This window comes from Phenylobacterium sp. (assembly GCF_036563285.1).
Lineage (GTDB): Bacteria > Pseudomonadota > Alphaproteobacteria > Caulobacterales > Caulobacteraceae > Phenylobacterium.
In genome coordinates this window covers 127,174-150,939 of sequence record NZ_DATCMR010000012.1, presented here as the reverse complement: position 1 = coordinate 150,939, position 23,766 = coordinate 127,174, and the positions used below count along the sequence as shown (strand labels likewise).

Below are 23,766 nucleotides of genomic sequence, written 5' to 3'. Positions count from 1 at the left end.
GATCCCGGGGCCACGGAGGGCCCCGGTTCAAAGTCGGCGGAAGCTATGCGCAGCCACCTGATTTTGCAAACGACGTGGGGGCGGCTAAGCCTGCCCGCAATGGACGCCGAGCTGAAACCTGTGCTGGAGCGCATCGCCCAGGCGCTGGAACGCCTCGCCCCGCCCGTCCCGGCGAAACCCGCGTTCGGCGAGGCGCGGCTGTTCCGGCACGACCCGCGGGCCCACGCCTTCCACCCCGCGCCGGACTATCCCCTGCCCCTGGAGAGCCTGGTGGGCGTCGACCGGCAGAAGGCGCGGTTCGTGGAGAACCTGCAGCGGTTCGCCCGCGGCCTGCCGGCCAACCACGCCCTGCTGTGGGGGGTGCGGGGCACGGGGAAGAGCTCGTTGGCCAAGGCGGCGTTCATGGCCGTGGCGGCCGGCGCAGCGGACCTGAAGCTGGTGGAGGTGGATCGCGACGAGGTGACCGCCCTGCCCGCCCTATTCGACCTGCTGCGCGTCCGGCCCGAGCGGTTCGTGGTGCTGTGCGACGACCTGTCGTTCGAGGAGGGGGCGGCGGCGGCCAAGGCGCTGAAGTCGGCGCTTGAGGGCGGCGTCTCCGGCCCGCCGGCGAACGTGCTGTTCGTGGCGACCTCGAACCGGCGGCACCTGATGCCCCGGGGGCACGCGGAGGACCGCGGCCTGGTGGCGGCCCACGAGGACGCTGAGGAGGAGGTCAGCGTTTCCGACCGGTTCGGCCTGTGGATCGGCTTCCCGCCCATGGACCAGCCCACCTACCTGGCGGCGGTGGCGGGCTATGCGCAGCGGTACGGGCTGGCCGCGCCGGACCTCGAGCGGCGGGCCCTGCAGTGGGCGCAGCTGCGCGGGGGGCGGTCGGGGCGGGTGGCGTGGCAGTTCATCCGGGACTTGGCGGGGGAGCTGGGGAAGGGACTGCCGCTGTGATTTCCCTCCCCCCTGGGGAGGGACAGGCCGCGCAGCGGCCCGGGTGAGGGAGTCAGGTGAAAGGACACCCACACCTGGCGATTAGCTCATCTCCAAAGGCCGAACTCCGGCCCGCACTGCCTCACCCGGCTCGCCTTCGGCGAGCTGTCCCTCCCCATCAGGGGAGGGAAGAGCTCGGCGCAGGCTGCATCCCCTTTGGCAGCAGTACCCAGAACGCCGGCCCGGCGATGTTGATGCGCTCCGCCGTCCGGCCGGCTTCGGGGCCTTCGCCGACGAAGAGGTCGCCGCGCAGGGGGCCGCGGCGGATGGCGCCGCCGGTGTCCTGGGCGATGACCAGGCGCGGCAGCTGGGCCGCCGCGCCTGTGGGGTCGGCGACGAAGATGGGGACGCCGTAGGGGTGGTAGCGAGGGTCGATGGCGAGCGAGCCGCCGCCGACCAGCAGGGCGCCCGAGGCGCCGGTGGCGCAGCCGCCGCCCTCGCCCACCGGCTTCTCCTGGAAGAAGACGTAGGACGGGTCGAGGTCGAGGTCCTGGCGCACCGTGCCGGGGTGCTCGTCAAAGTATTGGCGGAGCGACGCCCAGGTCCCGGCGGGGTTGCGCGGCCAGTCGGGTCGCTTGTTGACCTGGCCGATCACCGAGCGCCAGCGGTAGCCGTTCTGCTCGGCGAAGGCGGCGCAGCGGGTCTCCCCGCCCGGCAGGGTCATGCGCCCGGAGCCCTGGACCTGCAGGTTGTAGACGTCGGCGGGGTGGGCCCAGGCGAAGGCGCGGTGGCCGGCCCGCGCGATCTCGGCGCGGTCGGCGTAGGGGACGACGCGGTTGCCGCGCAGGCGGCCTTTCAGCGCCGCGCCGGCCTTGCGCAGGGTCTCGCTGTCCAGCGCGCGCGCGAACTCGGGGATGTCGACGATCAGCAGGTCGGACGGCGTGGGGATCAGCGGCTCGGTGAAGCCGGGCTCGGCGGCGCGGCGCGCCTCGATGCTCGGGGCGTAGTAGGCGGTCAGCCTCGCCTCCCCGCCCTCGGAGCCCACCCGCCAGGGCTGGAACCGGGTCTCGAAGAAAGCGCGCGCGTCGCCCTCGGTGCGGGCCGCCTCGCAGGCCGGGAGCCAATCGGCGATCCTGCCGCCGTAGGCGCCTTCCACTCGGGTGAGCAGGGTCTGAGGGTCGCGGCGGGACCAGAGCGCGCAATGGCGGCGGAAGGCGTCGCGGGCGGCCGTAGCCTCGGCGGCAGTCCAGCCCGGCAGGTCGGTGAAGGCCGCGCCGTCCAGGCGGAAGGTGGCGGTGGTCTCCGGGGGCGCAGGTGTGGAGGGCTGCGTGGGCCGCGGGGTCGTGGGCCGGGGCGTGCTGGGCCTAGGGGTGGTCGGCTGCGGCGGGATCGGCCGGGTCGTGCCGGGACGCGGGCCGGGCAGCGGATCGACGTCGTACCTGGGCGTCGTGCAGGCCGCGGCCAGGACGGCGACGGCGGCGAGGGCAAGGCCGGTTCTGAGCGCGCGCATCGCCCTACCGCGGCAGGACCAGCGTGGGATCGACGGGTCGGGCGCGCTCGTCCACCCGCGGCGCATAGCGCACCTCGAAGTGGAGCTGCGGCTCGGCGACGCCGCCGCTGGAGCCGGCCTGGCCGACCTGCTGCCCCTGAGTGACCTTCTGCTGCATCTTCACCTCGACGCGGGCGAGGTGGCCGTAGGCGGTGACCCAGCCGTCCTCGTGCTTGATCAGCACCAGGTTCCCGAAGCCCGGCACCTGGTCGCCGGCATAGACCACCTCGCCGGCGGCGGCGGCGCGGACCGGCGTCCCGGCGTCGGTGCGGATGTTGATCCCGTCGTTGCGCTGGCCGGCGGCCTTGGGGCCGAAGTCGGAGATGACGTCGCCGCGCAGGGGCCAGATGAAGCGGCCGCGGCCCATGGCCGAAACGGCGGCGTCGGTGGGCGGCGGAGCGGCGATCGGGGCGGCGGGCGGGCCTCCGGAGGACGTGGCAGGTGGCGTGCGCGGGACCGTCTGCACGGGCGGCGCCACCGGTCGGGTCGGCGCGTAGGGCTGCGGGCGGCTCGGCAGGGCGGGCGCAGGCTCCTCGGTGCGGAGGGGGGGCGGCGTCGGGCGCTGCTCGGCCGGCTGCGGCATCGGCGGGACCAGCCTTGGGGTGGTCGCCGGGATCTCGACTGTGATCGGGCCGCGGTCGCGGTAGCCGGACGGCAAGCGGATACGCTGGCCGGGGCGGACCTGGGCGTTGCGCCCGAGGCCGTTGGCGCTGCGCAGAGCGTTCACCGAGACGCCGAAGCGACGCGAGATGGCGGCGAGCGTGTCCCCCTCGCCGGCGACGTAGGCCTTGGCCTCGGTGCGGGGGCCCTTCAGCGTCTGGCCCGGGCGGATGGTGGAGCCCTTGAGCCGGTTGTCCTTCTTGAGCGCCGAGACGGTGGTGTCGAGCTTGTCGGCGATCTCCTCGAGGGTGTCGCCCTTCCTCACCGTGTAGCTGCGGGCGGGGCCATCCACATCCACCACGCGGCCGGTGACGGTGCGCCGTGTCGGCCCCGAGGCGCGGGGCCCGTCGTCCTCCTGCTGCTCCACCGGGCTGGTGCGCTGCGGGCGGGACGGCGAGGCGCGGGTGGCGCGCGGGGCGGCCTCCTCCGCGGTCACGCGGGTGGTGGTGGTGATCGGGCCGCGGTCGCGGTAGCCCGACGGCAGGCGCAGGCGCTGGCCGGCCTTCAGGGAGGCGTCGCGGGAGAGGTCGTTCTCCTCACGCAGGGCCTCGGCGGTCACGCCGAAGCGCCGCGCGACCGCCGAGAGGGTGTCGCCGGAGCCCACGACGTAGGCCTTGGCGGAGGTCTTCGGGCCCTTCAGCTCGTCGCCCGGCTGGATGGCCGAGCCCTTGAGCTTGTTGTCCTTCCTGAGCTGCTCGACCGTGGTGTCGAGCTTGCGGGCGACGCTGGTCAGCGTGTCGCCCTTCTTCACCTCGTAGGTGCGGGCGCGGCCGTCCACCTCGACCACGCGGCCGGTGACGCTGCGCTGGGTCTGGGTGCGGGGGGCCGGCTCGTCGGGCTCCGCCGGCTGCACGATGCGGCGGGCGGCCGGCGGCGGAGCGAGCGGGCGCGACTCCACCGCGGCGGTGCGCGGGGCCGGCGCGGCCGCAGCCGGGGGGGTGACGGCAGGAGCCTCCTCCTCCTGGGCGGGCGCAGGCTGCGCCTCGCGGCCCGGGAGCTGGTCCAGGCGCGTGGGGAAGTTCGGCCGCAGCTGGGCCTGCGCGGCGCCGGCGTAAGCCGACAGCGCGCCGCCGGCGGCTAGGATGAGGAGCGTTCGCTTCAGGGGATTCGTCATCGCCGGTTCGGACGTCTCTCAACTGATGGGGGAATCATTCGGCGTGTCGGGCGAGTTTGCGGGAAGCCGCCCCCCTGGGCCAACCCGCAATCCGCCGCAGGATTCGAGCGGTTTTGCGGCTAGAGCTCCTTGGCGACGCCGTCGAGGAGCGGGACGAAGCGGACGTCGAGCAGGTCCTCCACGTCGAAGCCGCCCTCCCCGTCGCCGGTGTAGCGGCGCAGGGTCTGCACGGGGCCCTTGCCGATGGGGGCGACGAGGACGCCGGTGGGCTTCAGCTGCTTCAGCAGCTCGGTGGGCTCGCCCGGCGCTGCGGCGGTGACCATGCACTTGTCGAAGGGCGCCTGGGCGGCCCAGCCCTTCCCGCCGTCGCCGAAGCGGGTGATGACGTTGGTGAGGCCCAGCAGCTTGAAGCGCGCCTCGGCGTCCTTCATCAGGGTGCGGTAGCGCTCGATGGTGTAGACCAGCCGCGCGAGCCTGGAGAGCACCGCCGTCTGGTAGCCGGAGCCGGTGCCGATCTCGAGGACGCGGTCGCGCTTCTCGACCTTCAGGGCCTGGGTCATCAGGCCGACGATGAACGGCTGGCTGATGGTCTGGCCGCAGGCGATCGGCAGGGCGGAGTCCTCGAAGGCTCGCTCCTTGAACAGCTCCGGCGTGAACAGCTCGCGCGGCGTCTTCTCGATGGCGTTCAGCACCTTGGCGTCGGTCACGCCCTGGGATCGGAGCGCCAGGATCAGGCGGGCCATGTGCTCGTGCGTGGCGTCCTGCTGCGGCTTGGCCATGGCTCAGGCTTTCGGGGGTGCGCCGCCCAGGACCTTCTTCAGGTCGTGCACGGCAGGCGCATGGGTCAGGTCGATGTGCAGCGGCGTCACCGAGATGCGGCCCTCGTAGAGCGCGCGCAGGTCCGTCCCCTCGGCGGGCTTGGAGCGCTCCTGGCGAAATCCGATCCAATAGTACTCGCGACCGCGAAGGTCCGTGCGCTTTTCGGCCATGCGGATGTGGGCGTCGCGGAAGCCCTGGCGGGTGACCTCCACCTGGTCGATCTGGTCGACGGGCAGGTTGGGGAAGTTGACGTTGATCACGACGTCGGCGGGCCAGCCGACCTCCACGAGGCGGCGGATGATGCCCGGCGCGAAGGCCTCGGCGGCCTGGAAGAAGTCGTCGTCCTGGTTGTAGCCGCCCATCTGGGACAGCGCGACGCCGGGCACGCCGAGCGCCATCGCCTCGATGGCGCCCGCCACCGTGCCGGACATGGTGACGTCCTCCGCCAGGTTCGCCCCTCGGTTGACGCCGGAGAGCACCAGGTCGGGCTTCCTGCCCTCGACCAGCTCGTGGATGCCCAGCATGACGCAGTCTGTGGGGGTGCCGGTGGTGGACCACTTGCGCTCGCCCACGGCGCGGACGCGGATCGGATCGGCCAGTGTCAGCGCGCGGCTGGCCCCGGACTGCTCGTACTCCGGGGCACAGACCCAGACGTCGTCGGTGAGCGCATGGGCGATACGCTCCAGGGCGAGCAGGCCCGGGGCGTGGATGCCGTCGTCGTTGGTGAGCAGTATCCTCACGCGTCGCCGCCGATATGGGTCAGGCCCGGCAGGTAGGGGTGCAGCGCCTGCGGGATGGCGATGCGGCCGCCCTCGTCCTGGTAGGTCTCCATGACGGCGACCAGCGTGCGGCCGACGGCCAGGCCCGAGCCGTTGAGGGTGTGGACGTAGCGCGTCCCTTTCTCCCCGGCCTTCTTGGTGCGGGCGTCCATGCGGCGGGCCTGGAAGTCGCCGCAGTTGGAGCAGGAGCTGATCTCGCGGTAGCGGCCCTCCGAGGGCAGCCAGACCTCCAGGTCGTAGGTCTTCTTGGCCGAGAAGCCCATGTCGCCGGCGCACAGCAGCATGGTGCGGAACGGCAGCTCCAGCCGCTTGAGCACGGCCTCGGCGCAGCCGACCATGCGCTCGTGCTCCGCCTCCGACTGCTCGGGCGTGGTGACGGAGACGAGCTCGACCTTCTGGAACTGGTGCTGCCGGATGATGCCGCGGGTGTCGCGGCCTGAAGCGCCCGCTTCGGCCCGGAAGCAGTGGGTGAGCGCGGTCACCCGCAGGGGCAGCTCCTCCTCGGCCGTGATCTGCTCGCGCACGAGGTTGGTGAGCGACACCTCGGCGGTGGGGATCAGCCAGCGCAGCTCGGGCGAGCCGGCGGGGTTGTCGCTGCCGCGGGCCGTCTTCAGGCCGGGGAAGGCGGCGAACTGGTCCTCCTCGAACTTCGGGAGCTGGCCGGTGCCGAACATGGTCTCGCTGCGCACCAGCAGCGGCGGAGAGACCTCCAGGTAGCCGTGCTCGCGGGTCTGGATGTCCAGCATGAACTGGCCGAGCGCGCGCTCCAGCCGCGCGAGCTGGCCCTTGAGCACCACGAAGCGGGCGCCGCTCATCCGGGCGGCGGCCTCGAAGTCCATCAGGCGGAGGGCCTCGCCGAGGGTGGCATGGTCCTTGGGCTGGTGAATCGCGAACGGCTCGCCCCAGCGGCGGACCTCGACGTTGCCCGCCTCATCCGCGCCGGGCGGAACATCGGCGGCGGGGATGTTAGGCAGGCCCGCCAGCAGGTTGCGCATCGCCTCGCCGGCCTCGCGCTCGGAGCCGGTCAGCTCCTCCATGCGGGCCTTCAGGCTCTCCACCTGCGCCATGAGGCGCGAAGCCTCGGCCTCGTCCTTCTTCGCCTTGGCCTGGCCGATCAGCTTCGACGTGTTGTTGCGCTCGGCCTGGACGGTCTGCAGCTCGGTTTGCGCGCCGCGCAGGCGGGCGTCGAGGTCGGTGATCTGGGCGACCAGCTCCGAGCCGGACAGACCCTTCGCGTCCCACTGCTTCACAAACAGTTCGGGTGTCTCGCGAATGGCTCGGATGTCGTGCATGGCGCCCGCGGGTGGAAGTGAGCGGTCTTCCTAGTGCGCGTCGGCTAGGGCGCCAAGCTCAGGCCGTGACGACGGCGGTGCTCTGCTCGGCCTTCTTGCGCCCTCGCTCGATCAGCTTCACGCAGGCGATGGAGACGAAGTAGAGGCCGATGATCGGGGTCGCGAGCATCAGCTGGCTGATCGGGTCGGGCGGGGTGACGACGGCGGCGACCACCACCACGCCAAAGACGGCATAGCGCCAGCCGTTCCAGAGCATCTGCGAACTGACCATGCCGGCCAGGCCCAGCAGGGTCAGCACGACGGGCAGCTGGAAGCAGAGGCCGAAGGCCAGCAGCAGGGTGGTGACGAGCGTCAGGTAGTCCGAAACCTTCGGCAGCAGCTCCACAGTGACCGAGCCCGTGCCCATGATCTGCTGCGAGAGCGAGAACCAAAGGACGAAGGGCAGGATCAGGAAGTAGACCAGCGCCGCGCCGAGCAGGAACAGCAGCGGGGCGGCCAGCAGGAACGGGATGAAGGCCTTGCGCTCGCGCTTGTAGAGGCCCGGCGCGACGAAGGCGTAGACCTGCCAGGCGAGCACCGGGAAGGTCAGGACCACCGCGCCGAAGGCGGCCAGCTTCAGCTTGGTGAAGAAGAATTCCAGCGGCGCGGTGAACACCAGCCGCAGGTTCTCCCCGGTCATGGGCGGGGCGTCCTTCAGCCCGATCAGCACGAACAGGAGGTCGAAGGGCCCCTGGCCGTGCCCCCCCTTGGTGGCGGCGAACATGCGCGCGGCCATCTCGAAGGGATAGAGCAGGGTCTGGTAGATGGGCGTGGCGAAGGTGAAGCAGATCGCGAAGCCCACGACGATCGCCGCCACACAGACGACCAGCCGCTTGCGCAGCTCGATCAGGTGGTCGAGGAGCGGCGCCCGGCTGGCCTCGATCTCGGACTCGTCATGATCGACGTCGCTCATGCGCCGCCCTCAACGATTCCCTTGGAGCGCCGGCCGCCTTCGACAGTCTTGGCGGCGCGCGGCTTGCGGGCCGGGGCGGAGGCCGTTTTGGCGGGCGCCGGCGTCTTCTTGGGCGCGGCTTTGCGGGCGCGGGGCTTCTTGGCGGCAGGCGCCGCTTCCGCGGCCTCGGCAGCCTGGGCCGCCTGGAAGGCCTCGTGCTGAGCGCCCAGGGGCGGACCGAAATTCACGCCCACGTCGGCCAGGCTGGATTCGATCTCCTGGGCGGCCTGGTTGATCTGCAGCGGGTCCGCGTTCAGGCCGCGCCGCATCGCCTCGACCTCCTTGCGCAGGTCGTCGAGCTCCGTCTGGCGGGCCATCTCGTCGAAGCTGGAGCGGAACTCGGCGGCCATGCCGCGCAGCTTGCCCATGAACTGGCCAAACTTGCGCAGCATCACCGGCAGGTCCTTCGGACCCACCACGATCAGCGCCACGATGGCGATGACCAGGAGCTCCGTGGCGCCGATCTCGGGAAGCATGGACCCTGCCCTAAACGGAAGCGCCGGCCGCGATCAAGCGCAGGCCGGCGCGGAAATGCGCTGGCGCAGCCGGCGTCAGCTGCGGGCCGTGTCCTTCTTGCGGGTCTTCGGCAGGGGTTTGGCCTCTTCTTCGGCCTCCTGCTCGTCGCCCTTCAGGCCTTCCTTGAAGGCCTTGATGCCCTTGGCGGTGTCGCCCATCAGGCTGGAGATCTTGCCCCGGCCGCCGAACAGCAGCGCAGCCGCCACCACGATCAGCAGAATGTGCCAGATATTCAACGCACCCATGTGCCCAACTCCCTGAGCGCGAGCGGGCGGACTCGCCGCGCCCCGCATATGTCACCGCGGTATATAGTCGGTCCCGCCGAAGCGCGCCACGGACCAGAGCGCGTCACCGCTCAGCTTGTTCCTCGCCCAGATAATCGGTGTGGAATTCCGGCGCCTCGGACCCGTCGTCCAGCGGGTCCTCGTCCGGGGCGAGCGCAGAGGGATCCGGGACGGAGAAGTCGGCGGGCAGGTCCAGGCTGAGCAGGCCGGCCGCCTTCATCTCCGCCGCGCCCGGCAGGTCGGAAAGGCTCGCCAGCCCGTAATGCTCCAGGAAGGCGTCGGTGGTGCCGTAGGTGACCGGCCGGCCCGGCGTGCGACGGCGGCCGCGCATCCGCACCAGGCCCAGCTCCAGCAGGACGTCCAGCGTGCCGCGGCTGGCCTGGACGCCGCGGACGGCCTCGATTTCGGCGCGCGTCACCGGCTGGTGGTAGGCGATGATGGCCAGGGTCTCCTGGGCGGCGCGGGACAGCCGGCGAGGCTCGTCGCGCTCCTCCGTCATCAGCCAGGCGAGGTCCTGGGCGGTCTGGAAGCGCCAGCGCTCGGCCACGCGGGCCAGTTCCACGCCCCTGCCCTCGTAGCGCGCCTGCAGGGCGGCGAGAGCCGCCGCCACGTCCGCGCCCTCCGGCAGACGGCGGGCCAGGTCGGCCTCGCTCAAAGGTCCGGCGGCCGCGAACAGCAGGGCCTCGACCTCGCGCTCGGTGTTGGAGGGCTCGCTCATGGGACTCGCACCTTGGACCGCAGGTAGATGTCGGCGAAGGCCTCCAGCTGGCGGGCCTCCAGGGCGCCCTCCTTCACCAGCTCCAGGCTGGCGGAGAGGGTCGAGGCCACGAACGAGGCGCGGCTGGGGCCGTGGTCCTGCGGCCCGAACGGCGCCACGCCGGTGAGCGGAGTCCAGCGCTCGAGGTCGGGCAGCAGGCGGCGCAGACGTTCGCGGGCGTCCTCCAGCGGATAAGCCTGGGGCGGCCGGGGCTGGTAGTGGCGGGAGGATTCCTTACGGCGCTGGCCGATGTAGGCGCTCATCAGGCCGTAGAGGTCGCCCTCGATGCGGCCGGACGGGATGACCTTGATGGCCTCCGGGTCGCCGCGGACGAAGACATCGCGGCCGAGCTGCGGCCGCTCCTTCAGCTCGTCGGCCGCCTTGCGCATGGCGTCGAGCTTGGCCAGCCGGAAGGCAAGCCGCGCCGCCATCTCCTCGGCCGGCGCCTCCTCCGCCTTGGGCCGTTCGGGCCTGGGCAGCAGCAGGCGGGACTTCAGGTAGGCCAGCCACGCCGCCATCACGAGGTAGTCGGCGGCGAGGCTGAACCGCCGGCGGCGAGCCTCCTGCACGAACACCAGGTACTGCTCGGCGAGCTTGAGCACCGAGAGCTTGAGCAGGTCCACCTTCTGGCTGCGGGCGAGCGCCAGCAGCACGTGCAGCGGGCCTTCGTAGCCCTCCACGTCGACGATGAGGGCCTCGCCATCCTCCGCCGCGGTGGCGGCGGCGTCGAAGTTCAGCCCGGGCTGGAAGCCTTCGCTCATGCCGCCCACCGGCCTTCGAAGGCGGCGTCGAAGCGGGCGCGCGCCGCGGCCGCGTCGAAGGGCTCCACGACCTTCGGGAGGCGGGCCAGGGCGGCGTCGGCGCGTCGCCTCGCCTCCCCGATGAGCTCGCCAGCGCCAGCCGCGGCCTCGCGCATCTCGGCCATGTCGCCGTTGCAGTGCAGGACCACGTCGCAGCCGGCCGCCCGCGCGGCCCGCGCTCGCTGGGCGAAGCCGCCGGAGAGCGCCTGCATGGAGAGGTCGTCTGTCATCACCAGGCCGGCGAAGCCGATGGCGCCGCGGATCGCGCGCTCGAAGACCGTCTTCGAGGTCGTCGCCGGCCGCTCCGGATCGATGGCCGAGTAGATGACGTGGGCCGTCATGGCCATGGGCATGTCTGAGAGCGCCTTGAACGGTGCGAAGTCACGCGCCTCCAGCTCGTTCCAGGCGGCGTCCACCACCGGCAGCGCCTTGTGGCTGTCGGCCCGGGCGCGGCCGTGGCCAGGCATGTGCTTGGTCACCGGCAGCACCCCGCCGGCGATCAGCCCCTCGCATGCGGCGCGGCCCAGCACCGCCACCGCTTCAGGCGTGTCGGCGTAGGCGCGGTCGCCGATCACCTCGTGGGCGTCGGGGTCCGGCACATCCAGCACCGGGAGGCAGTCGACGCTGATCCCGACCTCAGCCAGGTCGTGGGCCATGAGGCGGGCGCCGAGGCGGGCGACCTCGCGCCGGAGCGCGGCGCCCTTCACCCGGCCATAGGCGCGGCCCGGCGGATAGCGCCGCCAATGCGGCGGTCCCAACCGCTGGACCCGTCCGCCTTCCTGGTCGATCAGCACGGGCGCTTCGGGCCGGTCCACGCAGGCCCGCAGCTCGTCCGTCAGCCGCCGCACCTGGTCCGGGCTCTCGACGTTGCGCCCGAAGAGGATGAACCCCCACGGCCTCACGTCATGGAAGAAGGCCCTCTCCTCGCCCGAGAGGGTTGCGCCGGCGCAGCCCAGGATGGCGGCCGCCGCGGTCACCGGACGAAGCAGCTCTTCCCGGCGGCCTTGAGGCGGTCGCAGAAGGCGGCGGCGTCGGCGCGGCTGGCGAAGCCGGTCACGGCGGTGCGGTAGAGGACGCCGCCGTTGCGCTCGATCTTCTCCACGCTCTTGCCCTTGCCGGCGGCAAGGCCCGGCGCGGCGGCGACGGCCTCGCTCCAGGCCTTGTCGGCCAGCGCCGTCGATGAGACGGCGCCGATCTGCACGACCGCGCCTCCGGCGGCGGGCGCTGCGGCCTTCACGGCCGGAGCCGGGGCGGACTTGGGCGCAACCTTCGGCGCAGGCGGCGGCGTCACCACCGCCGCTTTCGGCGCGGGCGGCGGGACCACCTTCGCAGGCGGCGTGTCGGAGGACTTGATGGCCGGACGCAGGGCCGGCTCGGCGACCACCGGAGCGGACGGCGGGGCGACGACGACGGGCGCGGGCGCCGGACGCGCCTGGGGCTCTTCCGGCGGGGCGGTGAAGATCGGGGCGTCGTCCGCCGGCTGGGCGTTCTCGGCCTTGTAGATCTGCAGACCTGCGGCGGGGTCCTGCGGCTGGGCCTCGGCCGGCGCCGGGGACTTCATGTCGCCGATGGAGGCGCCGACGGTCTGCGGCGGCTGGCCCGCCTCGCGTACGCCGGAGCGGTAGAAGACCACGATGGCCACCACGAGACCCACCAGCACCAGGGCCGAGATGATCATGGTGAAGGGGATAGGCCTTGAGCCGCGGACCGGCTGTCGCGCGTCGAAGGACAGCGGCGCGTCGGTGGGAGGCGTGTAGGCGCCGCGGTCGGTGTCGGCCATCGTCTAAGCTCCGAGCAATCCCGGCGCGCCGCAAACGGTCTGTCAGCGAATCGCGCGCACTCGCCGACAGTCTATCGGACAGGCAAGGTCCGCGACGGCCGCCGGACGCATTTTCTGTGGGCGATGCGGCGCTCAGAAGGCGGCGTCTGGCCGCAGGGATCAGCCCCAGACGTCGAGGTGGAAGAGCTTGCGGTGCTCCTCGATGGCGAAGCGGTCGGTCATGCCGGCGATGTAGTCGCAGACGACGCGGGCCTTGTAGGCCTCATCACGGCTCATGGCGCGCTCCGACCACTCGGTGGGCAGGACGTCCGGCTCGGCCATGAACAGCTGGAACATCTCCGCCAGGATCCGCCGCGCCTGACTGCGGGTGCGGTTGACCCGCCAGTGGCGGTACATCCGCTCCATCAGGAAGGCCCGCAGGGCCGAAAGGTCCTCGACCATGTCGCGGGAGAAGGCGACGAGCGCGTGGTCGAGGTTGCGGACATCCTCGCCCGACCGGACCTTGCCCGCCTCGGCCCGCCGGCGGGTCTCCGCGAGGACGTCGTCCACCATGGCGCCGATCATCCGGCGCACGGCCTCCATCCGCACGATGGACTGGTCGCACTCGGGCCAGTCCTTGAGCGCGCTGGCCACGTGCGGGCCGATCAGGGGGACGTCCAGCAGTTCCTTCAGGAAGAAGAGGCCCGCCTGCACGCCGTCGTCCACGTCGTGGTTGTTGTAGGCGATGTCGTCTGCGAGCGCGGCGACTTGCGCCTCCGCCGAGGCCCAGGTGCCGAGCCTAAGGTCGTAGTCCTTGTCGAACTCGGCGATGGCTCGCCACGAGGGGCGGTCCAGCTTATCCACCACCGGGCCGTTGTGCTTGATGACGCCTTCGAGCGTCTCCCAGGTGAGGTTCAGGCCGTCGAAGCGCGGGTAGCGGCGCTCCAGGCGGGTCACCACCCGGAAGGTCTGCACATTGTGGTCGAAGCCGCCGAAGCCCTGCATCTGGACCTGCAGCTCGTCCTCGCCCGCGTGGCCGAAGGGCGGATGCCCGAGATCGTGGGCGAGCGCGATGGTCTCGGCGAGGTCCGGGTCGAGGCCCAGCGCCGTCGCCAAGGAGCGGGCAATCTGCGCCACCTCGAGGGAGTGGGTCAGGCGGGTGCGGAAGTGGTCGCCCTCGTGGGCCACGAAGACCTGGGTCTTCTCCTTGAGCCGCCGGAAAGCCGTGGAATGGATGATCCGGTCGCGGTCGCGGGCGAAGGGCGTACGGGTGCGGCTCTCCGGCTCGGCGAACTTGCGGCCGCGCGAGGTCGAGGGGTCTTCGGCGTAGGGCGCTCGGGGCGGGATCGTGGAGGCCATCAAACCATTCTGGACATTGGCCTCTTGGTCGAAGCCGCGGTGGCGCACATATAGGCTAAGCCACGAAGACGTTTAACAGAGATGACCAGCACCCCTGACGTCACCCTATCCGAACGGGCCGCCAAGCGGATCCGCGCCATCGGCGAGGCGGAGGGCCGAGCCGTGATGCTGCGCGTGGCGGTGGAAGGCGGCGGCTGCTCCGGCTTCCAGTACCAGTTCGACCTGGTCGAGGCGGCTCAGGCCGACGACCTGAGGATCGAGCGCGACGGCGCCGCGGCGCTGGTGGACGAGATGTCCCTGGTCCTGCTGAAGGGCTCGGAGATCGACTTCGTGGACGAACTGGCCGGGGCGGAATTCCGGGTGCGGAACCCGAACGCCAAGTCCTCCTGCGGCTGCGGCGTCAGCTTCTCGATCTGACACCTGCGCGACGTCGCGTCACGGTTACGCAAGCTTAACGTGCAACCCGCTGCCCCAGCGTCATAGTTGGCGCAACTCGACGCGTTCGAGGGGGGACCGGTTCATGAAGCTTGCCGCCATCACCCGGCGCCTGGCGCTTGCCGCCTTGGCCGGCGCGCTCGCCGCCACACCGGCCGCGGCCCAGACCTACGACGGCGACTGGGCTGGCGTGCTGGAGGTCCCGAACGGGACGAAGCTGCGGCTGGCCCTGCACGTGAAGACCGAGGGCGGCGAGACCAAGGCAGTCCTGGAGAGCCTCGACCAGCAGGCGACCATTCCCGCCACGGCGGTGAAGACCGACGGGGGCGAGCTCCAGATCCTGTTCATGCCGATCATGGGCGAGCTGAAGGGCAAGCTGTCGGCAGACGGCAAGACGCTGGACGGCTCCTGGACCCAGGGCGGGTCGATCCCGCTGAAGCTGACCAAGGCCGCGAAATAGGCGCTTTCCCTGCCCTCATGGGAAGGTGGCGAGCGAAGCGAGACGGGTGGGGAAGTCGTGTTCAAGCCCCGCTTCCGAGGCCCGCCCACGCTTCCTCACCCTGGCCGACTAGCGTCGGCCGGCCCCTCCCCATAAAGGGGGGGAAACGGGGATTCCTCGATGCGCATCGCCACCTGGAACGTGAACTCGGTCAACGCCCGCCTGGAGACGGTGGTGCGGTGGTTCGAGGCCTGCCAGCCGGACGTGGCCTGCCTCCAGGAGATCAAGTGCGTCGACGAGAAGTTCCCGGCCGAACCCTTTGAACGGCTTGGCTATAACCTCGCAATCCACGGGCAGAAGTCCTACAACGGGGTGGCCATCCTCTCGAAGCGGCCGCTGGAGGACGTCCGCCGGGGCCTGCCAGACGGGGGTGAGGACGAGCAGTCCCGCTACCTGGAGGCCGTGGTCTCCGGGCCGACGCCGGTGCGGGTCGCCTCCATCTACCTGCCCAATGGCAATCCGATCGGCACCGAGAAATTCGCCTACAAGCTGGCCTGGATGGCGAGGTTGCAGGCGCACGCCCGCGACCTGCTGCAGTTCGAGGAGCCGCTGGTCCTGGTGGGCGACTACAACGTCATCCCCGAGCCGCGCGACGCCGAATATCCCGACAACTGGAAGACCGACGCCCTCTTCCAGACCGAGAGCCGTGAGGCGTTCCGGGCGCTGAAGTGGCTGGGCCTGACCGACGCCTACCTGGAGGCCGACGGCGCGCCGGGCGCCTACACCTTCTGGGACTACCAGGCCGGCGCGAGGCAGCGGAACAACGGCATTCGCATCGACCACGCCCTCCTCTCGGCCCAGGCGGTGGACCGCCTGGTGGGGGTGTCGATCCACCGCGACGTCCGCGGCTGGGAGAAGCCCTCCGACCACGTGCCCTTGGTGGTCGAACTGGACGTCTGACTCGCGCATTTGGGGAGACTCAGCAAACAGGCTTAGCCTCCGCCCCACGATGGACGAGGTCCCGCGCCTGATCCTGATGCTGGTGCTGGCCGGAGCGGTGCTGACGCTCCTGGGCGCGCTGGCCATCCGGCTGAACGACGAGGCGCGGCGTGTCCGCCGCGGCCTGAAGAAGGTGCTGGGCGCGGAGCCGCACGCCCTGATCGTGGCGCGCGGCCGGGGCCGCGGAGCGGGCTTCGACTTCGGGGCCAACCGCATGGCGGTGGCCTGGGACACCGGCGAGTGGTGCCTGATCTACCGCATCGACGAGCTGATCGGGGCCGAGCTGATCCTCGACGGCCAGGTGGCCGCCCGCGCCCATCGCGGCGAGGCCCGCCGCGCCCTGGACGTGCTGGGCGGGGCCGAGAAGGAGGTCCGGCTGCGGCTGATCTTCGACGACCCGCGGCATCCCGAGTTCGTGCTGGTGCTGTGGCAGACTTCCGACGAGGCCCGCCGCGGGGCCCCGGACGCCGAGGACGCCGTGCAGGAGGCGAACCGCTGGATCGCCCGCGTCGAGGCCCTGCTGCGCCGCCCCCTGCCCCGCCGCGAGGCGCCGGCCGCCGCCGTCGCTGCGTCGTCCGAGGACGACGAGGAGATTGAAGAGGCCGAGGACGACGAGGACGAGACCCAGGCTGAGATCGACGTCGAGGACGCCGACGCCGAGGCCGAGGCGCCGCCCTGGGAAGACGATGAAGACGAGGACGCCGACGAGGACGAGCGCATAGCTTGACGGCGTAAATCGACGGGCGGACAGTCACGCCCGGGAGGGCCACAGATGCTGAACCTGATCGCTGCCGCCACCTTCTTCGTGCTGATCCACCTGCTGATCTCAGGCACCCGCGTGCGCGACGTGCTGGTGCTGCGACTGGGGGCGGGCCCGTACATGGGCCTGTTCTCGCTGGTCTCGCTCCTCGGCATCGTCTGGCTGGGCTGGGCCTTCGCAGGCACGCGCGGCGCGCCGGGCAACGAGGTGATCTGGGGCATGGGCTCGCTCACCCACGGGCTGCAGTTCGTCCTGCAGCTGGTGGCGGTGCTGTTCATCGTTGTGGGCCTCACCACGGCCAACCCGACCAGCGTCCGCCAGGAGGCGGCCCTGGACCGGCCCGAGCTGGTGCGCGGGATCCTCAGGATCACCCGGCACCCGTTCCTGTGGGGCGTGGCGGTCTGGGCGCTGGGCCACCTGCTGGTGAACGGCGACGCCGCCAGCCTGGTGCTGTTCGGCTCGATGCTGGCGCTGGCGCTGTTCGGCACCGCCTCGATCGACGCCAAGCGCAAGCGGGCGCTCGGGGCCAAGTGGGACCAGTTCGCCGTGCAGACCTCAAACACGCCGTTCCTGGCCATCATCCAGGGCCGGCAGCGGCTGGCGCTGGGCGAGCTCGGCTGGTGGCGGATCGCGCTGGCGATCGCCGTCTGGGTCGCCCTGATCTGGGGCCACCCCTACCTGTTCGGGGTCGCCGTCCTGTACTGACCGAGCGCGAAGTCCACCGCGGCCTCGCAATGGACGATGGTGGTGTCGACGGTGGGCAGCCCCGTCGCCTCCGGCTCCAGCAGGAGGCCGATCTCGGTGCAGCCGAAGATCACCCCGTCCGCGCCGGCGGCCTTCCCCCGGGCGATCATTTCCAGCACGGCCTGCCGGGAGTCCTCGCGCACGAGGCCCTGGCAGAGCTCGTCGAAGATGACGGCGTGCAGGCGTTCGCGCTCGGCGTCCGGCGTCAGGGGGGACAGGCCGGCCGCGGCAAGGCGGTCGCGGTAGAAGGCCTTCTCCATGGTGAACCGCGTGGCGAGCAGCAGCGGGCGGGTCACGCCCTTCGCCTTCAGCGCGGAGGCCGTGGCGTCGCCGATGTGGATCAACGGGATCGAGACCGCCGCCGTCACCTCCGGCGCATTGATGTGCATGGTGTTGGCGCAGATCAGCAGGGCCTCGGCCCCGGCGGCCTCTAGCCGCCGACCGGCGTCGGCCAGCCGCGCCCCGGTCGCTGCCCAGTCGTCCTTCGCCTGCAGCTGCGCGATCGGCGCGAAGTCGACGCTCCACAGGATCAGCTGGGCCGAATGCAGCCCGCCCAGCCGGTCGCGGACCAGGCGGTTGAGCTCGCGGTAGTAGATCGCCGTGCTCTCGGCGCTCATCCCGCCGATCAGGCCCAGGGTGCGCATCAGATGTCGGCGTACACGTGCTCTTCGCCGGCGAAGCCGGGATGCGTCACCGCGCCGGCGTAGGCGGGGCCGACCGCCTGGACGAACTTCCAGATTGCGCCGGAGCCGTAGCCGGTGCGGCGCGGCGGCTCCTTGGCGAGCTCGTGGGCGCGGTGCTCCAGCTCGATGGGGTCGACCTCCAGCTCGATGGTTCCGGCGTCGGCGTCGATGGTGATGATGTCGCCGTTCTTCACGAGCGCGATCGGTCCGCCATCGGCCGCCTCGGGGCCCACGTGGCCGACGCAGAGCCCACGCGTGGCGCCGGAGAAGCGGCCGTCGGTGATCAGCGCGATGTTCTCCACGCCCTGGCCGTAGAGGGCCGCCGTCGTCGACAGCATCTCGCGCATGCCGGGGCCGCCCTTGGGTCCTTCGTAGCGGATCACCAGGACGTCGCCTTCCTTGTAGTCGCGGGCCTCGACGGCGGCGAAGCAGGCCTCCTCGCCGTCGAACACCCGCGCCGGGCCGCGGTGCTTCACGTGCTTCAGGCCGGCGACCTTGACGATGGCGCCGTCGGGGGCGAGCGAGCCCCAGAGGCCCACGACGCCGCCGGTGGGCGACAGTGGGTTGGAGACCGGCCGGATCACCTCCTGGTCGTCGCGCCACTGCACGTTGGCCAGGTTCTCGGCCAGGGTCTTGCCGGTCACGGTCATGCAGTCGCCGTGCAGGTAGCCGCCCTCCAGCAGGGTCTTCAGCAGCATCGGCACGCCGCCGGCCTCGCCCATGTCCTTGGCCACGAACCGGCCGCCGGGCTTCAGGTCGGCGATGTAGGGCGTGCGCGCGCAGATCTCGGCGAAGTCGCGCAGGGTGAACTCAACCCCGCACTCGTGGGCCATCGCCGGCAGGTGCAGGCCGCCGTTGGTCGACCCGCCGCTGGCGGCGACCACGACGGCGGCGTTCTCGAACGCCTTGCGGGTGCAGATGTCGCGCGGACGGATGTTCTGCTCGATCAGCCGCACCACCGCCTCGCCCGAGGCGCGGGCATAGGCGTCCCGGTCCAGGTAGGCGGCCGGCAGGGCCGACGACAGCGGCAGGGCCAGGCCAATGGCCTCGGAGACGCAGGCCATGGTGTTGGCGGTGAACTGCCCGCCGCAGGCGCCGTCGCCGGGGCAGGCGTGCTGCTCCACCTGGCACAGCCGCTCCTCGGTGATCGTTCCGGCGGAGAACTGGCCCACGGCCTCGAAGACGTCCTGGACGGTCAGATCGCGCCCGTCGAGCCGGCCCGGCAGGATGGAGCCGCCGTAGAGGAAGACGCTCGGCACGTTGAGCCGCAGCATGGCCATCATCATGCCGGGCAGGCTCTTGTCGCAGCCGGCGATCCCCACCAGGGCGTCGTACGAGTGGCCGCGCATGGTCAGCTCGACCGAGTCGGCGATCACCTCGCGGCTGACCAGGGACGAGCGCATCCCCTCGTGGCCCATGGCGATGCCGTCGGTGACGGTGATGGTGCAGAACTCGCGCGGGGTCGCGCCCGCGGCCTTCACGCCCTCCGAGGCGGCGTGCGCCTGGCGCATCAGGGCGGTGTTGCAGGGCGCCGCCTCGTTCCAGCAGGACGCGACGCCCACCAGGGGGGCCGCGATGTCCCGGCTGCCGAGCCCCATGGCGTAGTAGTAGGAGCGGTGCGGCGCACGCGCCGGGCCTTCGGTCACGTGCCGGCTAGGCAGGCGGCTCTTGTCCCAGGACCCGTCCGGTTTGCGATGCATCTGTCCCACGCGCCTCCGACTTGCGGCGCCCTCCTTAAGGGCGGCGGCGGCCGCGCGGAAGCCTCCTCCGAATCGGCGGCGTGAGAACTCGTGAGGAAAGTCTTGCGCGAAACAAAGGAGGCGCGCTTTCGCGCGCCCCTAGGTCGTTCTCTGGGAAGAACAAAGTCACTAACAGGCGGACCTTGCTGCACATTTCTTGCGCCGACAAGCCGCTGTCATCCCAGCACTGTGTCCCTGGCGCCAGCGTAAGTGACCAGCGTGAGTGATCGCCGTTCACTTAACAACGTTACCATTGACGGTTAGCGGGGCGTGCTTCAGCCTTGCAACAAGCGCAGTCAATAGCGCCCACCAAAACATGCTGCGGGGAGGCGGCTCACATATGCAACGCAAGCTATTTCTCATGGCGTCCAGCGCCACGCTGGCGGCTGCCATCGCGACGTCTGCGTACGCGCAGTCCAGCAATACGATCGAAGAGCTCGTGGTCACCGCCGAACGGCGGGAGCAGAGCCTGCAGGACGTGCCGGTGGCCGTCTCCGCCTTCACCTCGGAGCGTCGTGACCTGATCGGGATCACCACGATCCAGGACATGACCAACTTCACCCCGGGCCTGCAGTATTCGACGCAGCTCGACCGCACGAGCGTGCGCGGCGTGGGTCGACTCACCAACGTGCACACGGCGCAGGGCGCCGTCGCCATCTACTCCGACGGCATCTTCACCTCCTCCACGGTCGAGGCCGGCAAGACGCCGCTGTTCACAGACCGCGTGGAAGTGCTGCGGGGCCCGCAGGGCACCCTCTACGGCCGCAACTCCATCGGGGGCGCGATCAACGTGATCTCAAAGCGGCCCACGGAGGAGATGTACGCCGAGATCCGCGCCCAGCTGCAGAACTACAACCGCACCGTCCTGGAAGGCGCCGTCTCCGGTCCGACGATCATCCCGGGCGTGAACTTCCGGCTCGCGGCCAACTGGGACAAGCAGCGCGAGGGCTGGATCGACAACATCGTCCCGGGCCAGCCCGACGAAGGCAACATCATCGACACGATGATCGTCGAGGGACAGCTGCAGTTCGAGTTCGGCGAGAACTTCGACGGCTGGATGAAGCTCGCCACCTACCGCTGGGAGAACGGCAGCGGCGGCCCCGGCGCCCGCTACACCTGGACCCCGCACCCCTACCCCACCTATCAGGCGGGCAACGCGGCCATCGCCCTGAACCCCGGCTATGCCTGCCGCCCCGGCCTCACGACCAATGTGGTGAACCCCTCGCCGGCGGGCTGCGTGAACCCGGCCATCAACGACCCACGCAAGATCGCCTCCATCGTGCCGTATGACGTGGACCTCGACGCCACCGTCATCTTCGCCAGCGAGTGGATCTGGCACTTCGACACGATGGACCTGAAGTACCTCGCGGGCGGAACGCACTATCACTACTACCTGAACGGCCCGACGCCGGTGGAGCAGGCTCCCATCCAGGAGTTCCGCTTCCTCAACCTGCTTGCTCCGGGGACGCCCGGCGCTCTGGTGCGGCCGCGCTACGAATTCTCCTACGAGGAGATCAAGAACTGGTTCAGCCACGAAGTGAACCTGTCGTCCACGCACGACGGCCCGCTCCAGTGGCTCGGTGGCCTCTACCTCTACCTCGAGGATTTCGAGCAGCCGGTCTCCACCTACTTTCCTGACGAGCCCGCCGCGAGCGGCGCGTTCCTGACGCAGACCACCTGCGTCTTCACCGGCAACGCCTGCGCCGCGCCGATCGGGCGGATCTATGACAACAAGCCCAAGTTCAGCATCAGCTCCAAGGCGGCCTTCGGTCAGATCGACTGGGCGTTCGCCGAGACCTGGAAACTGACGGCGGGCCTCCGTTACACGAAGGACGAGATCAGCGGCACCGAGTCCCTGCGCCTGCTCTGCTTCGACGTGCAGGCCTGCTCCGGCGGCTTCCCGCCCGAGATCGTCGGCAACAACCTCATCGACCTGACCCAGCTGCCGACCGTCATCAGCGGCTACATCCCGGGCCAGCCAGGGTCCCCTGGCGTCACCCAAGGGGTCACCTCCCTCACCACGGTCGATCCGGCTAGCGGCTTCGCGAGCCGCAACTACGAGAATTCGTGGACGGCGACGACCGGCACCGTGGGCGTCCAGTGGGAGCCGGACACCGACACCATGGCCTATGCCCGCTACAGCCGCGGTTACAAGGCGGGCGCCCTGCGCGTCGGCATCGACACCACCATCTCGAGCTCGCCCAACAGCGATCCCGAGTACGCGGACGCCTTCGAAGTGGGGCTGAAGAAGAACTTCGGCCCGTCGCTGCAGACGAACGTGGCGGTGTTCCACACCAAGTACGAGAACGCCCAGGTGCCGATCAGCATCGTGCCCACGGGCGGCGGCCTCGCGCAGGTGCAATCGGTCTTCTACAACATCCCCGCGGCGGTGACGCAGGGTGTCGAATTCGAGGGGACCTGGCAGCCGATCGACAATCTGCAGATCCTCGTCAACTACGCCTACCTGGATGCGCACATCACCGAGGCGTCGGGGGTCATCGATCCCACCGACCCGACGGCGGTCGCGTCGGGCGCAAACCCGACCGGACCGCTGCAGACCTGCGCGGCGAATCCGACGGGCTCGTGCGACGTCTTCACCGGCAATGTGCAGCGCGGCCAGAACCTGGACGGCGACCACCTGCCGAACGCGCCGGAGCACAAGTTCACCTTCAACGTGAACTACACTTGGCAGTTCGGGGACAGCTCGCTCACCGCCTCGGGCACCTACGTCTGGCGCGATGAGCAGTACGGCTCGATCTTCGACCGCGAGTACTACAAGTCGCCTGCCTACGATCAGGTGGACCTGCGGGCGACCTGGAAGGGGCCGGAAGACCGCTACAGCGTCATTGCCTTTGTCCGCAACGTCTTCGACGAGCTCGGCTACGAAGGCGGCGCAGGCGCCGGACGGCGGGCGGGCTTCGTGCCGGCGTTCGCCCTCGGCCAGCCAGGCTTCGCGGCCAGGCCTGTGGTGGAAGGCATCGCCAGCACCTATCCGCTGACACCGCCGCGCACCTTCGGCATCGAGCTGCAGTACCGCTTCTTCTAGGCCGCAGGCCTGAAATGGTGAGGGGGCCCCGCAGAGATGCGGGGCGCCCTTCTCATGTCCGGCTGGCGGTATCGAGGCTCGCCAGCGCCTCCGACCAGGCCGTGTCGAACTCGGCCGTCCAGGCCTCGCCCAGCACCTCGCGGCAGACGTCGCGCACGATCGGGAAGAACCGCGGGAAGTCCGCCGCCTCCACCCCCCAGCCATCGTGGTTCGCCCGCTCCGCCCGCACCAGGTTGGCGGTGTAGGCGCCCTCAGGCTCCATGAGGCACTGGAAGGCGATGGCCAGCATCTCGCCGCGGATGGCGCCGGTGTCGTCGTGGGCGAACAGCGGCTCGGTGTGCGGCAACTCGGCGAACAGCCGCCTGTAGACCAGGTGCGCGGGGTCCCCTGCCCGCTCGGCCAGCATCTGGAGGCTCTGTTCGACCGGTCCGCTCATCCGCCTATAGTCGCAATAACGAAACACCCGAGGGAGGGGCCGCATGGCGTTCCAGGACATCCTCTACGAAGCGCGCGACGGCGTGGCCTTGATCACGCTCAACCGGCCGAAATATCGCAACGCCCAGAGCTACCGAATGCTCGACGAGATTGACCAGGCCTTCGATCTCGCGCGGGCTGACGAGGCGGTGCGCGTGGTGGTGATCCGAGGCGCCGGCGGGGTGTTCTCGACCGGCCACGACCTCGGCACGGCCGAGGGGATGGAGTACCGCAAGGCGCTGGGCGCCAAGCCGGGCATCCAGACCTACGACCAGTTCAAGAAGTACAACCTCGACCTGCTGGTGAGGTGGCGCAACTTCCCCAAGCCCACCGTGGCCATGGTCGAGGGCTACTGCATCTACGCCGGCTGGATGCTTGCGGCGGCCATGGACGTGGTCTTCGCCGCCGAGGACGCCGAGTTCCTCGGGGGCTTCGTGGAGTACAACTCCATCCCTTGGGATATCGGGATCCGGCGGGCGAAGGAGCTGGTCTTCGAAAGCCGGTTCATCTCCGCCGCCGAGGCCGCCCATTACGGCTTCGTCAACCGCGTGCTCGCCAACGCCGACCTGGAGCGGGAGACCCTCGCCTGGGCCCGCCGCGTGGCGGAGAACAGCCCCGAGGCCCTGCGCATGGCCAAGATCCAGATGAACAAGGCCCAGGACGCCCAAGGCTTCACCCAGGCGGTGGAGGACAGCCTGGGCGACTACGTCGCGATGATGTGGATGCCCGGCGGGGAGATGCGGGTGGAGGGCGTCCGGCGCCTGGCTACCGTCGACCTGGCCGTCCGCGGCAAGCGCGGCGAGCGGTTCGGGCTTGCCAAGCCCGCCGAGGCTGCCGAGTAGGGCGCATG

At 70.7% G+C, this 23,766-nt stretch carries 24 protein-coding genes; 8 read left to right on the top strand and 16 right to left on the bottom strand.

Annotated elements, in window-relative coordinates; translation table 11 throughout:
• Window positions 1–99 precede the first annotated feature (99 nt).
• Window positions 100–939, top strand: coding sequence for an ATP-binding protein (locus tag VIL76_RS19070; RefSeq protein WP_332046659.1), 840 nt, complete (start codon window positions 100–102; stop codon window positions 937–939).
• Between the two features lie 157 nt (window positions 940–1,096).
• On the opposite strand, the gene VIL76_RS19065 is transcribed toward VIL76_RS19070, so the two are convergent.
• The 13 genes from VIL76_RS19065 to VIL76_RS19005 form a co-directional block, all read right to left on the bottom strand.
• Window positions 1,097–2,428, bottom strand: coding sequence for an MltA domain-containing protein (locus VIL76_RS19065; protein ID WP_332046658.1), 1,332 nt, complete (start codon window positions 2,426–2,428; stop codon window positions 1,097–1,099).
• Window positions 2,429–2,432: 4 nt separating this feature from the next.
• A complete protein-coding gene (locus VIL76_RS19060; protein WP_332046657.1) occupies window positions 2,433–4,241 on the bottom strand; it encodes a LysM peptidoglycan-binding domain-containing protein in 1,809 nt (602 codons plus the stop codon).
• Between the two features lie 119 nt (window positions 4,242–4,360).
• The gene (locus VIL76_RS19055) at window positions 4,361–5,020 is read right to left on the bottom strand and encodes a protein-L-isoaspartate(D-aspartate) O-methyltransferase (protein ID WP_332046656.1); all 660 of its coding nucleotides are present in this window, start codon (window positions 5,018–5,020) and stop codon (window positions 4,361–4,363) included.
• 3 nt (window positions 5,021–5,023) lie between these two features.
• Window positions 5,024–5,800: a 5'/3'-nucleotidase SurE gene (surE, locus tag VIL76_RS19050; RefSeq protein WP_332046655.1), complete on the bottom strand. Its 777-nt coding sequence runs from the start codon at window positions 5,798–5,800 to the stop codon at window positions 5,024–5,026.
• A complete protein-coding gene (gene serS, locus VIL76_RS19045; RefSeq protein WP_332046654.1) occupies window positions 5,797–7,131 on the bottom strand; it encodes a serine--tRNA ligase in 1,335 nt (444 codons plus the stop codon). Before serS ends, surE begins: the two co-directional genes overlap by 4 nt.
• A gap of 58 nt (window positions 7,132–7,189) precedes the next feature.
• Window positions 7,190–8,083, bottom strand: coding sequence for a twin-arginine translocase subunit TatC (gene tatC, locus VIL76_RS19040; protein WP_332046653.1), 894 nt, complete (start codon window positions 8,081–8,083; stop codon window positions 7,190–7,192).
• Complete coding sequence (gene tatB, locus VIL76_RS19035) at window positions 8,080–8,598, bottom strand: Sec-independent protein translocase protein TatB (protein ID WP_332046652.1); 519 nt, start codon at window positions 8,596–8,598, stop codon at window positions 8,080–8,082. Before tatB ends, tatC begins: the two co-directional genes overlap by 4 nt.
• Before the next feature lie 75 nt (window positions 8,599–8,673).
• Window positions 8,674–8,883 (bottom strand): twin-arginine translocase TatA/TatE family subunit, encoded by a 210-nt coding sequence (gene tatA / locus VIL76_RS19030; protein WP_332046651.1) that lies wholly within the window; start codon window positions 8,881–8,883, stop codon window positions 8,674–8,676.
• A 103-nt stretch (window positions 8,884–8,986) separates the two neighbouring features.
• Window positions 8,987–9,640: an SMC-Scp complex subunit ScpB gene (scpB, locus tag VIL76_RS19025; protein ID WP_332046650.1), complete on the bottom strand. Its 654-nt coding sequence runs from the start codon at window positions 9,638–9,640 to the stop codon at window positions 8,987–8,989.
• Window positions 9,637–10,440 carry a ScpA family protein gene (locus tag VIL76_RS19020; RefSeq protein ID WP_332046649.1) on the bottom strand — a complete coding sequence of 268 codons (804 nt, stop codon included), beginning with the start codon at window positions 10,438–10,440 and terminating at the stop codon, window positions 9,637–9,639. The genes scpB and VIL76_RS19020 overlap by 4 nt, the downstream gene beginning before the upstream one ends.
• Entirely contained in the window at window positions 10,437–11,456 is a 1,020-nt protein-coding gene (gene nagZ / locus VIL76_RS19015) for a beta-N-acetylhexosaminidase (protein WP_332046648.1), read from the bottom strand. The genes VIL76_RS19020 and nagZ overlap by 4 nt, the downstream gene beginning before the upstream one ends.
• Complete coding sequence (locus VIL76_RS19010) at window positions 11,453–12,259, bottom strand: SPOR domain-containing protein (protein ID WP_332046647.1); 807 nt, start codon at window positions 12,257–12,259, stop codon at window positions 11,453–11,455. Before VIL76_RS19010 ends, nagZ begins: the two co-directional genes overlap by 4 nt.
• Before the next feature lie 159 nt (window positions 12,260–12,418).
• Entirely contained in the window at window positions 12,419–13,597 is a 1,179-nt protein-coding gene (locus VIL76_RS19005; RefSeq protein WP_332046646.1) for a deoxyguanosinetriphosphate triphosphohydrolase, read from the bottom strand.
• An 81-nt stretch (window positions 13,598–13,678) separates the two neighbouring features.
• Here VIL76_RS19005 and erpA point away from each other — a divergent pair, with 81 nt between their 5' ends.
• From erpA to VIL76_RS18980, 5 genes are all read left to right on the top strand, one after another.
• Entirely contained in the window at window positions 13,679–14,014 is a 336-nt protein-coding gene (gene erpA / locus VIL76_RS19000) for an iron-sulfur cluster insertion protein ErpA (RefSeq protein ID WP_332046645.1), read from the top strand.
• A 103-nt stretch (window positions 14,015–14,117) separates the two neighbouring features.
• Window positions 14,118–14,492, top strand: a complete 375-nt coding sequence (locus VIL76_RS18995; protein ID WP_332046644.1) for a hypothetical protein — start codon at window positions 14,118–14,120, stop codon at window positions 14,490–14,492.
• Between the two features lie 159 nt (window positions 14,493–14,651).
• The gene (gene xth / locus VIL76_RS18990; RefSeq protein WP_332046643.1) at window positions 14,652–15,431 is read left to right on the top strand and encodes an exodeoxyribonuclease III; all 780 of its coding nucleotides are present in this window, start codon (window positions 14,652–14,654) and stop codon (window positions 15,429–15,431) included.
• A gap of 49 nt (window positions 15,432–15,480) precedes the next feature.
• Window positions 15,481–16,197 (top strand): hypothetical protein, encoded by a 717-nt coding sequence (locus tag VIL76_RS18985; protein ID WP_332046642.1) that lies wholly within the window; start codon window positions 15,481–15,483, stop codon window positions 16,195–16,197.
• Between the two features lie 45 nt (window positions 16,198–16,242).
• On the top strand, window positions 16,243–16,935 hold the full coding sequence (locus VIL76_RS18980) for an NnrU family protein (RefSeq protein WP_332046641.1): 693 nt from the start codon (window positions 16,243–16,245) through the stop codon (window positions 16,933–16,935).
• Here the strand turns inward: VIL76_RS18980 and VIL76_RS18975 are convergent.
• Window positions 16,905–17,618 (bottom strand): aspartate/glutamate racemase family protein, encoded by a 714-nt coding sequence (locus VIL76_RS18975; RefSeq protein WP_332046640.1) that lies wholly within the window; start codon window positions 17,616–17,618, stop codon window positions 16,905–16,907. The two genes, VIL76_RS18980 and VIL76_RS18975, sit on opposite strands and share 31 nt — an antisense overlap.
• Entirely contained in the window at window positions 17,618–19,357 is a 1,740-nt protein-coding gene (gene ilvD / locus VIL76_RS18970) for a dihydroxy-acid dehydratase (protein ID WP_332046639.1), read from the bottom strand. The genes VIL76_RS18975 and ilvD overlap by 1 nt, the downstream gene beginning before the upstream one ends.
• A gap of 379 nt (window positions 19,358–19,736) precedes the next feature.
• Here ilvD and VIL76_RS18965 point away from each other — a divergent pair, with 379 nt between their 5' ends.
• Entirely contained in the window at window positions 19,737–22,442 is a 2,706-nt protein-coding gene (locus VIL76_RS18965; protein WP_332046638.1) for a TonB-dependent receptor, read from the top strand.
• A gap of 52 nt (window positions 22,443–22,494) precedes the next feature.
• Here VIL76_RS18965 and VIL76_RS18960 read toward each other — a convergent pair whose 3' ends face one another.
• Complete coding sequence (locus VIL76_RS18960) at window positions 22,495–22,878, bottom strand: hypothetical protein (protein ID WP_332046637.1); 384 nt, start codon at window positions 22,876–22,878, stop codon at window positions 22,495–22,497.
• 43 nt (window positions 22,879–22,921) lie between these two features.
• On the opposite strand from VIL76_RS18960, the gene VIL76_RS18955 reads away from it, so the two are divergent.
• The gene (locus tag VIL76_RS18955; RefSeq protein WP_332046636.1) at window positions 22,922–23,758 is read left to right on the top strand and encodes an enoyl-CoA hydratase-related protein; all 837 of its coding nucleotides are present in this window, start codon (window positions 22,922–22,924) and stop codon (window positions 23,756–23,758) included.
• Window positions 23,759–23,766 lie beyond the last annotated feature (8 nt).

Bases quoted from the DNA above. Each gene is read 5' to 3' on its own strand.
- VIL76_RS19055 (WP_332046656.1), bottom strand. From the start codon at position 5,020: ATGGCCAAGCCGCAGCAGGACGCCACGCACGAGCACATGGCCCGCCTG.
- xth (WP_332046643.1), top strand. From the start codon at position 14,652: ATGCGCATCGCCACCTGGAACGTGAACTCGGTCAACGCCCGCCTGGAG.
- VIL76_RS19010 (WP_332046647.1), bottom strand. From the start codon at position 12,259: ATGGCCGACACCGACCGCGGCGCCTACACGCCTCCCACCGACGCGCCG.
- VIL76_RS19065 (WP_332046658.1), bottom strand. From the start codon at position 2,428: ATGCGCGCGCTCAGAACCGGCCTTGCCCTCGCCGCCGTCGCCGTCCTG.
- VIL76_RS18985 (WP_332046642.1), top strand. From the start codon at position 15,481: ATGGACGAGGTCCCGCGCCTGATCCTGATGCTGGTGCTGGCCGGAGCG.
- VIL76_RS19070 (WP_332046659.1), top strand. From the start codon at position 100: ATGGACGCCGAGCTGAAACCTGTGCTGGAGCGCATCGCCCAGGCGCTG.
- VIL76_RS19005 (WP_332046646.1), bottom strand. From the start codon at position 13,597: ATGGCCTCCACGATCCCGCCCCGAGCGCCCTACGCCGAAGACCCCTCG.
- VIL76_RS18980 (WP_332046641.1), top strand. From the start codon at position 16,243: ATGCTGAACCTGATCGCTGCCGCCACCTTCTTCGTGCTGATCCACCTG.
- tatA (WP_332046651.1), bottom strand. From the start codon at position 8,883: ATGGGTGCGTTGAATATCTGGCACATTCTGCTGATCGTGGTGGCGGCT.
- serS (WP_332046654.1), bottom strand. From the start codon at position 7,131: ATGCACGACATCCGAGCCATTCGCGAGACACCCGAACTGTTTGTGAAG.
- ilvD (WP_332046639.1), bottom strand. From the start codon at position 19,357: ATGCATCGCAAACCGGACGGGTCCTGGGACAAGAGCCGCCTGCCTAGC.
- VIL76_RS18995 (WP_332046644.1), top strand. From the start codon at position 14,118: ATGAAGCTTGCCGCCATCACCCGGCGCCTGGCGCTTGCCGCCTTGGCC.
- VIL76_RS19060 (WP_332046657.1), bottom strand. From the start codon at position 4,241: ATGACGAATCCCCTGAAGCGAACGCTCCTCATCCTAGCCGCCGGCGGC.
- VIL76_RS18965 (WP_332046638.1), top strand. From the start codon at position 19,737: ATGCAACGCAAGCTATTTCTCATGGCGTCCAGCGCCACGCTGGCGGCT.
- VIL76_RS18960 (WP_332046637.1), bottom strand. From the start codon at position 22,878: ATGAGCGGACCGGTCGAACAGAGCCTCCAGATGCTGGCCGAGCGGGCA.
- VIL76_RS18955 (WP_332046636.1), top strand. From the start codon at position 22,922: ATGGCGTTCCAGGACATCCTCTACGAAGCGCGCGACGGCGTGGCCTTG.
- erpA (WP_332046645.1), top strand. From the start codon at position 13,679: ATGACCAGCACCCCTGACGTCACCCTATCCGAACGGGCCGCCAAGCGG.
- VIL76_RS19020 (WP_332046649.1), bottom strand. From the start codon at position 10,440: ATGAGCGAAGGCTTCCAGCCCGGGCTGAACTTCGACGCCGCCGCCACC.
- tatB (WP_332046652.1), bottom strand. From the start codon at position 8,598: ATGCTTCCCGAGATCGGCGCCACGGAGCTCCTGGTCATCGCCATCGTG.
- VIL76_RS18975 (WP_332046640.1), bottom strand. From the start codon at position 17,618: ATGCGCACCCTGGGCCTGATCGGCGGGATGAGCGCCGAGAGCACGGCG.
- tatC (WP_332046653.1), bottom strand. From the start codon at position 8,083: ATGAGCGACGTCGATCATGACGAGTCCGAGATCGAGGCCAGCCGGGCG.
- scpB (WP_332046650.1), bottom strand. From the start codon at position 9,640: ATGAGCGAGCCCTCCAACACCGAGCGCGAGGTCGAGGCCCTGCTGTTC.